Source organism: Staphylococcus auricularis (genome assembly GCF_051172115.1).
Lineage (GTDB): Bacteria > Bacillota > Bacilli > Staphylococcales > Staphylococcaceae > Staphylococcus > Staphylococcus auricularis_A.
In genome coordinates this window covers 320,187-332,335 of sequence record NZ_JBPIZN010000001.1, presented here as the reverse complement: position 1 = coordinate 332,335, position 12,149 = coordinate 320,187, and the positions used below count along the sequence as shown (strand labels likewise).

14 protein-coding genes and 1 riboswitch are annotated in these 12,149 nt (G+C 36.5%); of the genes, 3 read left to right on the top strand and 11 right to left on the bottom strand.

Annotated elements, in window-relative coordinates:
* Positions 1-14: 14 nt before the first annotated feature.
* Together ACSBRB_RS01705 and ACSBRB_RS01700 are read right to left on the bottom strand one after the other, a co-directional pair.
* Complete coding sequence (locus ACSBRB_RS01705) at positions 15-1,400, bottom strand: RecQ family ATP-dependent DNA helicase (RefSeq protein WP_435031329.1); 1,386 nt, start codon at positions 1,398-1,400, stop codon at positions 15-17.
* Complete coding sequence (locus ACSBRB_RS01700) at positions 1,378-2,355, bottom strand: YpbB family protein (protein ID WP_435031328.1); 978 nt, start codon at positions 2,353-2,355, stop codon at positions 1,378-1,380. Before ACSBRB_RS01700 ends, ACSBRB_RS01705 begins: the two co-directional genes overlap by 23 nt.
* A gap of 106 nt (positions 2,356-2,461) precedes the next feature.
* On the opposite strand from ACSBRB_RS01700, the gene ACSBRB_RS01695 reads away from it, so the two are divergent.
* On the top strand, positions 2,462-2,710 hold the full coding sequence (locus ACSBRB_RS01695; protein WP_059106740.1) for a ferredoxin: 249 nt from the start codon (positions 2,462-2,464) through the stop codon (positions 2,708-2,710).
* A gap of 181 nt (positions 2,711-2,891) precedes the next feature.
* On the opposite strand, the gene ACSBRB_RS01690 is transcribed toward ACSBRB_RS01695, so the two are convergent.
* The 6 genes from ACSBRB_RS01690 to ACSBRB_RS01665 all read right to left on the bottom strand — a co-directional run bounded on the left by ACSBRB_RS01690 (position 2,892) and on the right by ACSBRB_RS01665 (position 8,329).
* Complete coding sequence (locus ACSBRB_RS01690) at positions 2,892-3,443, bottom strand: ECF transporter S component (RefSeq protein ID WP_435031327.1); 552 nt, start codon at positions 3,441-3,443, stop codon at positions 2,892-2,894.
* A 72-nt stretch (positions 3,444-3,515) separates the two neighbouring features.
* A riboswitch (FMN riboswitch) is annotated at positions 3,516-3,651 on the bottom strand.
* An 86-nt stretch (positions 3,652-3,737) separates the two neighbouring features.
* Positions 3,738-5,495: an ATP-binding protein gene (locus ACSBRB_RS01685; RefSeq protein WP_435031326.1), complete on the bottom strand. Its 1,758-nt coding sequence runs from the start codon at positions 5,493-5,495 to the stop codon at positions 3,738-3,740.
* Positions 5,488-6,201, bottom strand: a complete 714-nt coding sequence (locus ACSBRB_RS01680) for a response regulator (RefSeq protein WP_435031325.1) — start codon at positions 6,199-6,201, stop codon at positions 5,488-5,490. The genes ACSBRB_RS01685 and ACSBRB_RS01680 overlap by 8 nt, the downstream gene beginning before the upstream one ends.
* Before the next feature lie 128 nt (positions 6,202-6,329).
* Entirely contained in the window at positions 6,330-7,067 is a 738-nt protein-coding gene (locus tag ACSBRB_RS01675) for a pseudouridine synthase (RefSeq protein ID WP_203071117.1), read from the bottom strand.
* Positions 7,060-7,611 carry an SMC-Scp complex subunit ScpB gene (gene scpB / locus ACSBRB_RS01670; protein ID WP_435031324.1) on the bottom strand — a complete coding sequence of 184 codons (552 nt, stop codon included), beginning with the start codon at positions 7,609-7,611 and terminating at the stop codon, positions 7,060-7,062. The genes ACSBRB_RS01675 and scpB overlap by 8 nt, the downstream gene beginning before the upstream one ends.
* Positions 7,592-8,329 (bottom strand): segregation and condensation protein A, encoded by a 738-nt coding sequence (locus ACSBRB_RS01665; RefSeq protein ID WP_435031323.1) that lies wholly within the window; start codon positions 8,327-8,329, stop codon positions 7,592-7,594. The genes scpB and ACSBRB_RS01665 overlap by 20 nt, the downstream gene beginning before the upstream one ends.
* Positions 8,330-8,420: 91 nt before the next feature.
* Here ACSBRB_RS01665 and ACSBRB_RS01660 point away from each other — a divergent pair, with 91 nt between their 5' ends.
* Positions 8,421-8,924, top strand: a complete 504-nt coding sequence (locus ACSBRB_RS01660) for a DUF309 domain-containing protein (RefSeq protein ID WP_435031322.1) — start codon at positions 8,421-8,423, stop codon at positions 8,922-8,924.
* Positions 8,925-8,949: 25 nt separating this feature from the next.
* Here ACSBRB_RS01660 and xerD read toward each other — a convergent pair whose 3' ends face one another.
* From xerD to ACSBRB_RS01645, 3 genes are all read right to left on the bottom strand, one after another.
* Positions 8,950-9,837, bottom strand: a complete 888-nt coding sequence (gene xerD / locus ACSBRB_RS01655) for a site-specific tyrosine recombinase XerD (protein ID WP_435031321.1) — start codon at positions 9,835-9,837, stop codon at positions 8,950-8,952.
* 30 nt (positions 9,838-9,867) lie between these two features.
* Positions 9,868-10,317 (bottom strand): ferric iron uptake transcriptional regulator, encoded by a 450-nt coding sequence (gene fur / locus ACSBRB_RS01650; protein ID WP_435031320.1) that lies wholly within the window; start codon positions 10,315-10,317, stop codon positions 9,868-9,870.
* 104 nt (positions 10,318-10,421) lie between these two features.
* On the bottom strand, positions 10,422-10,964 hold the full coding sequence (locus tag ACSBRB_RS01645; protein WP_435031319.1) for an NUDIX hydrolase: 543 nt from the start codon (positions 10,962-10,964) through the stop codon (positions 10,422-10,424).
* A gap of 185 nt (positions 10,965-11,149) precedes the next feature.
* Here ACSBRB_RS01645 and ACSBRB_RS01640 point away from each other — a divergent pair, with 185 nt between their 5' ends.
* Positions 11,150-12,064, top strand: coding sequence for an aldo/keto reductase (locus tag ACSBRB_RS01640; RefSeq protein ID WP_435031318.1), 915 nt, complete (start codon positions 11,150-11,152; stop codon positions 12,062-12,064).
* Positions 12,065-12,149: the final 85 nt, after the last annotated feature.

Here is a 12,149-nt window from a genome sequence, read left to right as displayed (position 1 = left end):
TGAATCAAAATATTTTAGTGCGAAAGGAATAAATTTCCCAATTTCTCAGTATAATCCATCTTTCTTTTAACCTGTTTACGATTTTTGACGTCAATCTCAGGTAAGTCACTATCACAATCGCAACAGTATTCAGGTTGTGTGTCCATTGTTTCATTGAAAAATGATAACAAATACTCTCGTCGACAACGCTCTAAATTTTTGTAACCCATCATTTTGATATAACCTTGTTGCTTACGTTCAAATGAAATTTTAAAAATACGTTTAATATCAGCAAGGTCATAATAACTATTTAACGTTTTGATAATATCTTCTTTATCCGGCTCGAGAAATTGACCAGATTCAAAGATATCAACATCTTCTTCTGTCAGCATATCAGTAAAGAGTAATGTTGAAAGTAAGTATTGATCATCCGGTTGATAGAGACTAATCGCCTGACTTTGTGCGCCATCTCTTCCAGCGCGCCCTATTTCTTGCATATAGTTTGAAGGACTCGTTGCGAGATGAAAATGAATGACAGTCCGGACATCTTTTTTATTAATCCCCATACCAAAAGCACTCGTCGCGACAATAATTGGAATTTCGTTCTGAACGAATTGTTGCTGAACGGTATAACGTTCTTGATAGGTTAAATCACTATGGTAGATACCAGTTAAATAACCAGCTTGATAAATGGCTTCTGCTAAAGTAAGACACATTTTCTTCGAAGATACATATATAATAGTAGGTCCTGAATCTGAAATAAATGACAACAACCATGCTATTTTAGCTTCGTCATCTTCAAAATTTAAATGTTGCAAAGCGATATTAGGACGATTCATCGTGGTTTTCACCACTTGAAACTGACAGCGCATCATCTGTGATAAATCGTCAGCTAAATGAGGTGGTGCTGTAGCGGTAAGCGCAAGCAATGTCGCATCTTTAAAATGTTGCGTTACCTTACCCATCAACGCATAATGCGGACGAAAATCATAACCCCATTCCGAAATACAGTGTGCTTCATCTAAGACAATCATCCCAAACGGAATATCTTTGATGCGTGCAAAGTTTTGCGGCTGCAAAATAAACTCTGGACTTAAGAATACAAAACGACTACGCTTGAGCCGCTGTAGGTTATGTTTTTTCTCACTTTCATCCATGCCAGAATGCACATGGCACACAGAGCGTTCTCCTTGCGCTTTCATTTGCATGACCTGGTCGTCCATGAGTGAAATCAATGGTGAAATAATCAAAGTCGGTTGTTGTTTAATATATGTAGGTAATTGATAACATAGACTTTTCCCACTCCCTGTAGGAAGGATGCCTAATGTTGGTTTGCCTGCAAGGACATGGTTTATGACGTCCTCTTGTCCTGGTTTGAATGAATCAAAGCCAAACCATTTATTCAACGCTTGTTGTAACACCAAGGTCACCTCTTTCTATACCTACGATCAGTAATTTAATTTGAAAGTAATCCAGTTCGTCCATCATTTCTTTATATTCTCTTAACCGAAGTGTAGGCTGCTCAAAATAATAATTTTTAAATTGAGTCAGTTGCTCATTTGAAACGTATGGTGTGTAATCAGAAATATACCCCTTAATAAACAACTCTAAAATATGATCTTCAATGGTGTTGATTTTAACGTGTTTTAATCGCGCAATCTGATCCATTGTCTTACCTTGTTGCAAGTGCATGTATGTTTCATTCGTATTATAAGATAACGGCGGATACACAATCAGTTGATTTAAAATTGGATAGCGGCTGACATCTTCTAACTCATACATCATTTCAACTAAACTGTTATATTCTAATCGAAAGACTTCGGTTTCATCTAATCCTTCGATTAAACTGATTTGTTGTCGTGTATACATGGCTTCCTCATAGCCTTGTAAATAATAGTGCAAGACACTTTGTTCTTGTTGTTCATCTAAATGCTTGAATAACTGATACAATTCATCGATAAACGCAGAAACTAACGCATTGTTTTGAATATAATAAAATAATTGCTTCACACCTTTTTGTATGACTGCTTGCTCTGTTAACGGCATAAATGTTTTGTTATTTCTTTCCACATGAGACACAGTTTGAATGAGTAATTGCAACGCTTTAAACGTTAATGACAAACTGTCATAACTAAAACGTGGATGGATCTTTATTTTCTCGCTAACGTCCATTGAATCTTCATTTTGAGTTGAAATCATCGATTCAAAAGTTGTATATTTGAGTTCTGGCAAAATATGATATAATGACATGAGTCTTTGACTGCATGCATCAAAAAATGTTTGATGGCTTTTTTTGCCATACAAAATATTATAGACACTTTTTTCAGTTTTATATGTATGTGCATGATCGTGAGCATAATGAATAATTGATTCCATGTTCTATTCCCCACTTAAAAACGAAAGCATTGAAAATTTTAAACGGTATAAGTACAATATTATTTGTATCGTTAGTGTAGCATTTTTATCAAAGGAGGCGAAGAAATTGGCTAAATATACAATAGTTGATATGGATACTTGTATCGCTTGCGGTGCTTGTGGCGCAGCAGCCCCAGATATTTATGATTATGACGATGAAGGTATTGCGTATGTTATCTTAGATGATAATGAAGGCACAGCTGAAGTACCCGAAGAACTATATGAAGATTTGGAAGATGCCTCTGAAGGTTGCCCAACAGATTCTATTAAAATTGCAGAAGAACCATTTGATGGTGATGCATTAAAATTTGAATAATCGTGTGTTCACAGTTATTGTAACACATATTTCTATATAGATGGCATAGTCGTTAATTGCAGGATTAATGACTATGCCTTTTTGTATGCCCAATCCTCTTTTAAAATGAATCCCCATATTAAAAAGCTGGAACTCGTAAGTCCCAGCCTCAATATCTCTATATACTTTATCTTTTTATAGATTACGCATCTTTGATTAATACATGTTTCAAACGTTTAAACAATAAAATAAAGACGAGTGACACAAGTAACCCTTTAATCAGGTTAAACGGTACGACACCTGATACAATGATGACTTTGATATTTTTCACCACATCAGTTAAATTCATAATCATGCCATATAATGGTAACAGCAAGAAATAATTCAAGACGCTGAGCACGATGGTCATCACAAGTGTACCCGCAATTGCACCTATAATGAGTGATTTCGTTTGTGTTTTATATTTTGTAGCATAATAAAATGTCACAATAAAGCTCGTTGCGGCTAAGAAGTTCGCAAACGGCCCTACCGGATCTCCGACGTTAAATAAAAAATTAAGTAGATTTTTAATAAACGCCACGATGATACCGACGAATGGTCCGAATGTAAAGGTCGCAAAAAGCGCCGGCACATCACTAAAATCCAATGTTAAGTAAGGTGGTAAAAATGGAATAGGGAATTTGATGAACATCAAAATAAACCCTATCGCACTTAACAAGCTGATGAGGATAAGTTTTCTTGTTTGTTGTTGCATATTCAATTATCTCCTTCCATTCATCTTACAAAGAATAGGAGGATTCGCTAATTGATTGCACAACAAAACATCCTCCATCTTCTCCCATCCAGACTATACTGTCGGCTCTAGATTCTCACTAGATCAGCCACAACTCATAAATATAAGTTGCAGGTCGCAGGCTTGATTTACTGCCGGTTGGGACTTGCACCCGACCCCGAAGATGAATTTGTATTAATTTTTAACCAAAAAGATTATAGCGCACAGTTTACATAAACTCAAAAATATTGCTTATCTTAATGTTTTAACTTAATTTTATGATTCTGATTGAGGTTTAGGCAATTTAATAATGAATTGTGTACCTTTACCTCGCTCACTTTTAACATCGATTGTACCGCCATGCCCTTCAATGATCATTTTACAGATGAAAAGACCTAATCCTGTACCTTGTTTACCACGTTTACGTGACGCTTCTACTTTATAGAAACGATCAAAGACGAGTTCTAAGTGTTCAGGTGCGATACCAGTACCTGTGTCTTCAATATATAAGATTTGGTCTTCTTGATTTTCTCCGGTATTAATCGTGATGGAATCACCAGGCTCTGTATAACGCATCGCATTGTCTATGAGATTTGTAAGGACTTGTTCGAGACGATCCGTATCATAATCCCATAGTTCGTGGTTCGTTTCTGAATTTAACTCGAGCTGTAGTTCTAAGCTATCTGCCTGTTGTTGATATTTATGTTGCATTTTGTCTAATAACGTATCGATCGGTTGCGTTTCTTTTTCTATCGATAGTCCTTCAGCATCCATACGTGCGACGTTTAATAACTCATTAACAAGACGATTAAGTCGTTTTGACTCATCTAATACGATAGAAAGCGTATCGTGAATTTCGTCCGGTTCAGTAACGACCCCATCGACAATCGCTTCAGTGTAACCTTGTAGAAGAGAAATCGGTGTACGCAAGTCGTGTGAGACGTTCGCGATGAAATCTTTTTTCATCTGATCGACATTATGTTCGCTCGTCATATCACGGATGACGGCTACAATACCACTTTGGCCATCAGGTTGGATTTGTTCAATATAACTCATGATGACTACGTAATAACGTGTATTGATCTCATATTCTTGGAATTGCGTTTGTTTTAATTGTAAGGTACGTTCATTTTGTTCAATCATTTTTTCAAAGGTGTATTCATCCATGCTTCTGACAATACGTTGTGCCATATCGTTGGATAAAATAACCTCTTTGTCATCATTGAAACCAACGACCCCTTCAACCATTGAATCGAGAAGTGAGTCTCTAATTTTTTTCGAAGAAGAAAGCGCTTCGATATGTCGCTGGATTCCAGCGCTCATCGTATTAAAAGCACGCGATAATTCGCCGATTTCGTCTTTCGTGTTGAGTGGTGTCATTTGACTATAGTTACCGAGGGATAAATTGATGGCCTGTGTTCTTAACTGTCTTAATGGCTTCGTAATTCTTGATGATAAGAAAAAGGCAAACACGGTTGTAATTGCTAAAAAGATAACCGCTGTGATCAGAATAATAATCGTAATGACATTGTTCGTCTGTTGAATATGATTTAAGTCTTGATAGATGAACACAGCTTGATGGTCACTATTTGACGTTTTACTACCCGGATATCCTACGGTAATAAAGGTGTGTAAATTGCCGTCTTTTTCAACTTGTAAGTGCTCGACAAGTTGTTTACCATCATCGAACACAGCATCATATTTATCAGAGTGTTGCAGCGCCTCTAACATTTTAGATTTCGTTTTGGTATGGTCATCATCACTTTCTTGATTTTTCCCATCCATGATAATGAGCCCTACGGAACCCTCAATTAACTGGCGACTAAGTTGAATCGCAGTTTCTTTATCATCCGTTTGTTCCACGACCTGATTGACCCGTTTCGCATCTTCTAACAGATTTTCTTCCGTTTCTTTCGTCAGGTAGGATTGTAGGAACGTGATGAGTGCAGCACTTAATAAAATTAAAACTGTCGTTACTATTAAGATAATAGTTAACCACAGTTTATTTACGACATTATTAAGTCGATTAATCATTCGTTGGGACCTCGAATTTATAACCTACGCCCCACACCGTTTGTATCATTTGCGCTGCATCTTCTGACACACGATTGAGCTTTTCACGTAATCGTTTGACATGTGTATCAACTGTTCGTAAATCACCATAAAATTCATAGTGCCAAACTTCTTTTAATAGTTGTTCTCGATCAAAGACTTTGTTTGGTGTTTTAGCTAGGAAAATGAGCAACTCATACTCTTTAGGTGTTAAGTTAACCGTCTCATCATCTGCGAGCACACGGTGCGCATCATTATCGATTGTAAGATGCGGAAATTCAATTAAATCACGTGCATGTGGTTCACTTTGTTCAGTGGAAACCACTTGTGTTCTGCGTAACAACGCTTTAACTCTCAACACAACCTCACGAGGTGAAAATGGTTTAACAATGTAATCATCTGCGCCAGTTTCAAAGCCTTCGACACGATTTGTCTCTTCACCTTTCGCTGTGAGCATAATAATAGGTGTATCTTTTTGTACACGTAATTTTGAAGCTACTGAAATACCATCTAGTTCAGGTAGCATGAGATCAAGTAAGATACAATCATAATCTCGTTCTAATGCCATGCCCAGCGCTTCTTTACCATCTTTTGCTTCATGAATTTCAAAAGATTCTCGTTCTAAATATAATTTTAATAATCTTCTGATGCGATCTTCATCATCGACAACTAAAATTTGATTTGGCATGCTGCATACCTCCAAGTTATGTTACATTCTACTTAACATTATTATATCATAGGATTTTATTAAAAACTAAAACATTGTATAAAAATAGTTTGTATATACATTGTATTTTAAATTTAAATAGTGCTAGGCTATTTACCATTCTCTGCTAAGTGACGTAACACTTTTACCTCATGTGGTGTAAGTACTCTTCCTTGACCTGCATTTAATCCAGTCAAATCAAGCGGACCAAATTCGATACGTTGCAATTTGTTCACGTGGTGGCCAAAGTATTCAAACATCCGTCTGACTTGTCGATTTCGACCTTCAGAAATCGTGATTTCCACTAGTGTTGTATTTTTTTCTTTATCTTGATTTTTAATTTTAACTTGTGCTGGTTGCGTGAAACCATCTTCCAATTCGATTCCTTGTTCTAATGCTTTCACTTCTTCACGCATGAGATAACCCTTTAACTTCGCTACATATTTTTTCTTAATTTTATAACGTGGGTGGGTCATCAGATTCGTAAATTCTCCATCGTTAGTGAGTAAAAGTAGACCTGACGTATCATAGTCTAAGCGCCCTACTGGATAGATACGTGTCTCTAAATCATCAAAATAATCTAGTACTACTTTGCGACCACGGTCATCAGAGACACTTGTGATGACTTGTGCCGGTTTGTAAAACAAGATATAGAGTTTATCTTCTTGTTCGAGCTTCACACCTTCTACGGACACTTCATCAGAAGGCTTCACTTTCGTGCCGAGTTCTGTGACGCGTTCTCCATTCACTTCTACTTTACCTTCACTGATCAGCGTTTCTGCTTTACGTCGTGACGTATAACCACTATTTGCGATCCGCTTCTGTAATCTTTCGAATTCTTTAGCCATTATCATTGTCTCCTTTTTGGTTCACTAAATTATTAAAGAACGCTTCAATCTCTTCATCTTCTTCATCTGTCGTCGGTAATTCATCGAGCTGTGAAATGCCGAATACATTGAGAAAGTGACTTGTGGTATACAATTGCTGACTGCGGGAGGATGCTTCAGATTTTGCTTCTATCAGACCTCGAGCAATAAGCGTCTTCACCGCCCCATCTGAATTAATACCACGTATCATTTCTATATCACTTCTCGTTACGGGTTGATTATAAGCGATGATGGATAAAGATTCCATCGCTGCTTGAGATACTTTCATTTTACTATTAGACTTAACGAGCTGTTCAATATAAGGCGCAGCGTCTTTTTTAGTAGTTAACACGTATAACGAACCAAATTGTTGAATCACTAAACCGCTTGATTGATAGTTCGCGACGCATTGTTGTAGCTCTTCTTCGGAGATTTGTAGTACTTCCGTTAATTGTGCTTGATCTAACCCTTCATCTCCTGCTGTATATAATAACGCTTCTAGTATCTCATCCGTTTCCAACGCCATAATTCACTCCTCTATATATTTGAATGTCTTCAAAATCTTTCGGTTGTTCAATATTGATCAGACCTGATTTCGCCATTTCTAGTATAGCTAGAAAATGTGTCACAACCATTTCAACAGGTTCATTAAAATGAAACAGACTGAAAAAGTTGAATGCATCTTTGTCAGCTAAACGTTCTGTGACAACATGCGTTGCTTGTTGTATGGTAAAGGTTTCTTTATGTATCTCAACCGCTTTAGGTGTTTGATAATCCACTCTATTTTTTACCTTTTGATAAGCAATGATAAGCTTCGTCAAATCAATCGTTTGATTTTCATCCCATGTTTCATTGCTTTCTAGATGCGATAAATCCGTCGGGTGTTTCGAAAAGTAATGTTCTCTTTCTTCTTTTTTGTCTGTTAAGATTTCTGTATAAGCTTTATAGTTTTGATATTCGATTAAACGGCCGACTAAGTCTTCACGAGGATCGTCTTCCACCGGTTCATCTTCTTCTGTTTGCGGTAACAACATCTTACTCTTAATCATCAATAATTCAGAAGCCATGACTAAATATTCACTCGCAACATTAATCTCTAACTGTTTCATTGTGTGGATATATTGCATATATTGTTCAGTGAGTGATTTCATCGGAATATCATAAATATCGATTTCAAATTCTTGAATGAGATGTAATAATAAATCTAACGGTCCATTAAACGCATCTAATTTTACTTCGTACATTTTATCTACCTCGACTTACAAGTTAAGTGCGTCGTTCACTCAAGTATTATAGCATGTAATGGAATACATTTAAATTTGGAGAGAGCTAAATATGCAAGACGCTTTACAACAATTTTACTATTATTTTAATACACAACAGCATTACTTTTTATGTCATGACATTTTAGAAGAAGCCTGGAAAGAAAATCCTCATTATTCGAAATCGGATGCAGTCGTCAGCCTCATTTTATTCGCGACAGGTTGTTATCACCACCGTCGTAGCAGCTTTAAAGGCGCCTGCAAATCTTACCACAAGGCTAAAAATGTCATTCAACAACATGAAGATCCCCAATTAGGCTTGCACATTGATCTTTATCTCAATCTCATTGATCAACTTCTCGAACTTGCGAATCAAGGTCGTCCCTTTACACCAATTGAACTTCCTATGACGAATGAGATGAAACAACACGTCATCGAACGCTTTCCTGATTATGAATTTACAAAAGTAATGATAGAGGATCGTTATATCATTGACCATCACTTGCTTAGAGATCGCCGCGCAGTGTTAGAAGCAAGATATCAAGCTTTATCCGATAAACACAAAAATCACCATTAAGCAGAGCAAATGCCTAACGGTGATTTTATGCACGAGGATGATAGGTTTGATACATTTTTCTAATCTGTTGTTTGGAAACGTGTGTATACAGTTGAGTCGTCGAAATATCAGAATGACCTAACATTTCTTGGACTGCACGTAAGTCTGCCCCATTTTCTAACAGATGTGTCGCAAATGAATGGCGCAACGTATGTGGCGTTAACTTTTTATTAATTTGAGCTTCTATACCATATTGTTTAATCATCTTCCATATGCCTTGTCGTGATAAAGGTTTCCCATGCAAATTTAAAAACAGTGTGTCGGTCACAGTATGTTTTAAAATTTGTGGCCGAATGTCATCGATATAAGTTTGTAAGTAATCAATTACAGTTTCGCTAAGTGGAATAATCCGTTCTTTATCCCCTTTACCATAAACACGCACAAAGCCCATAATAAGATTGACATCTTCTATTTCAAGATCGATTAGTTCGGTAACACGCATCCCTGTTGCATAGAGTAACTCGAGCATCGTGCGATCACGAAAGCCTTTCTTTTTATGGGTATCAGGTGTTTCTAACAATTGAACAACTTCATCTACTTCTAACACATCAGGAAGTCGGCGTTCATATTTCGGTGTTTCTATAAGCACGGTTGGATCCTTCGCAGCGTATTTTTCACGTAATGCGAATTGGTGGAAGCTACGAATCGTGGAGATGAAGCGGGCAATTGATTTGGCAGAGGCGCCTTGATCATGCAGTTCCCCTAAACACTGTTGTATTGTAGTTCGATCAACGAAATCGATATGGTTAATATGATGATCGTTTAAATAGGTTTTGTATTTATTCAAATCTCGTCGATACGCGCCAATGGTATTCTCACTTAACCCTTTTTCTAACTGAATGAATTTTAAATATTCATCGATAATTGTATCCATAGCTGAGCCTCTTTCTACAAGCTATTCACTTCACCATTTCCCTTTAGCGATACATTCAGAGCAGACACCATGAAATGTGAGACGATGGTCAGATATTCTAAAATTGAAATCATTTTCTACTTTTTCTTCAACTTGTGGTAACAAGTCTTCTTCAATTTCTTCTACTTTTCCACATTCCATACATACGAGATGATGATGGAAATGCTTTGCTCCCTCTTTACGTAAGTCATAACGAGAAACGCCATCACCAAAGTTGATTTTGTCAACGACTCTCAGTTCTGATAATAATTCTAATGTACGATAGACAGTTGCCAAGCCTATTTCTGGCGCTTTATCTTTCACTTTTAAGTAGACATCTTCAGCACTAAGATGATCTTTTTCATTCTCAATGAGTACTCGCAAAGTGGCTTCTCGTTGTGGAGTCAATTTATAAGAATACTGTTGTAATTGCTGTTTGACGCGATTTAATCTTTCTTCCACGGAAGACACACTCCTCTTATCGGATTATAATCATTTTAATTTGTCTTAATGATTTATCTCTAAAATAACAGTAATTGATAAAATTGGCAAGTAGATTCGCTCGCTTAATTAGAATCATTATAATTAAGTAATAAATATTGAAGAGCGATAATCGTTTTCGCGTCTTCGAGTTCATTATTTTGCAGCATGTCCTTAATTTCAGCGATAGAGTAGCTTTTAACTTCTAAAAATTCATCCTCATCGAGATGCATTTTTCCTTCTTTAAGGTCGTCAGCAAAATAGATAGATGTCTTTTCACTTGAGAACCCAGGTGAGCCATACATCTCTGTAATCAATGTTAAGTGATTAGCAATATAACATGTCTCCTCTTCTAATTCTCGTTTTGCGGCTGACTCACGTTCTTCTCCGGCTTCTAATTTTCCAGCTGGAATTTCTAATAAGCTCTTTTCAGCGGGCTTTCTAAATTGTTCGACAAGAAGAACTTTCTTATCAGGTGTGAGTGCACAAACGCAAACTGCACCATTGTGGAAAACGAGTTCACGTTTTGAAGTTTCACCGTTTTGCAATTCAACGTCATGTACTTCAACATCAATAATTTTTCCATTATAAATTGTTTCTTTTGAAATAGTTGGTTCATTATAGTTCATAACATGCATTCCTTCCTTTTAAATACACAAAGTTATCTAATCTATCTATTTTTAAATAAGTTTAGGTTGATGATAGCTCGTGTGATCTATGTTTTAATGAGTGTAGTAGCGTGGAAATATAAGATATATAATATGAAGCAAACTAACCGATATATTAATTTTAGTGTATCGAAAGGAGAAAAGACATGCAAAAGAATATCTTGAAAAGTGGCATTGAATTATCTGAATTAGGACTGGGCTGTATGAGTTTAGGTACAGAATACGACCATGCAGAATCCATTATTGAACGCGCCCTTGAACATGGCATTACTTATTTTGATACTGCAGATATGTATGACAAAGGTCTAAACGAAGAAATTGTCGGTAAAGCATTGAAAAAATATCAGGATAGAGGCGATATCGTTATCGGCACAAAAGTCGGTAATCATCTTAAAGACGATGGCACTACATTTTGGGATCCATCTAAAAAATACATTAAAGAACAAGTTAAAACGTCATTACAACAATTAGGCGTAGAACATTTAGACTTGTATCAATTACACGGTGGTACGATAGATGATCCGTTAGACGAAACCATCAGTGCATTCGACGAATTAAAACAAGAAGGTATCATTCGTGCTTATGGTATTTCTTCTATTCGTCCTAACGTTATCAATTATTATTTAGAACGTAGCGACATTGAAACACTGATGTCTCAATTCAATTTAATCGATAATCGTCCTGAAACACTCATCGATCAAGTCCATCAACACGGCGTTAAAATGCTTGCGAGAGGACCTGTATTTAAAGGTTTACTAACTTCAAATAGTAACAACGCTTTAGATCAAAAATTCTCAGACGGTATTTTCGACTATTCCTATCAAGAACTTGGTGAAACGATCGCTTCTATCAAAGAAATCGACAATAACTTAACGGCGCTCACATTTAACTATTTAATGTCACATGATGCACTTGGTTCTATTATCGTTGGTGCAAGCTCAGTTGAACAATTAGATGAAAATGTTAAAAACTTTAACTATGCAAAAGACATCAGCTTGGATGTGACAAAAGCTGCGCGTGAACGAGTGAAAGATTTAGAATACACAGCGCACGTCGATTAACTATCATGCAAGTTGTTCCTCAATATAAATGAATATGAAATGATTTAAGCACCGTATCTTGAACGTACGGTGCTTCTTTTGTCTA

Bases quoted from the DNA above. Each gene is read 5' to 3' on its own strand.
- ACSBRB_RS01700 (WP_435031328.1), bottom strand. From the start codon at position 2,355: ATGGAATCAATTATTCATTATGCTCACGATCATGCACATACATATAAA.
- ACSBRB_RS01690 (WP_435031327.1), bottom strand. From the start codon at position 3,443: ATGCAACAACAAACAAGAAAACTTATCCTCATCAGCTTGTTAAGTGCG.
- ACSBRB_RS01685 (WP_435031326.1), bottom strand. From the start codon at position 5,495: ATGATTAATCGACTTAATAATGTCGTAAATAAACTGTGGTTAACTATT.
- ACSBRB_RS01680 (WP_435031325.1), bottom strand. From the start codon at position 6,201: ATGCCAAATCAAATTTTAGTTGTCGATGATGAAGATCGCATCAGAAGA.
- ACSBRB_RS01675 (WP_203071117.1), bottom strand. From the start codon at position 7,067: ATGGCTAAAGAATTCGAAAGATTACAGAAGCGGATCGCAAATAGTGGT.
- scpB (WP_435031324.1), bottom strand. From the start codon at position 7,611: ATGGCGTTGGAAACGGATGAGATACTAGAAGCGTTATTATATACAGCA.
- ACSBRB_RS01665 (WP_435031323.1), bottom strand. From the start codon at position 8,329: ATGTACGAAGTAAAATTAGATGCGTTTAATGGACCGTTAGATTTATTA.
- ACSBRB_RS01660 (WP_435031322.1), top strand. From the start codon at position 8,421: ATGCAAGACGCTTTACAACAATTTTACTATTATTTTAATACACAACAG.
- xerD (WP_435031321.1), bottom strand. From the start codon at position 9,837: ATGGATACAATTATCGATGAATATTTAAAATTCATTCAGTTAGAAAAA.
- ACSBRB_RS01645 (WP_435031319.1), bottom strand. From the start codon at position 10,964: ATGAACTATAATGAACCAACTATTTCAAAAGAAACAATTTATAATGGA.
- ACSBRB_RS01640 (WP_435031318.1), top strand. From the start codon at position 11,150: ATGCAAAAGAATATCTTGAAAAGTGGCATTGAATTATCTGAATTAGGA.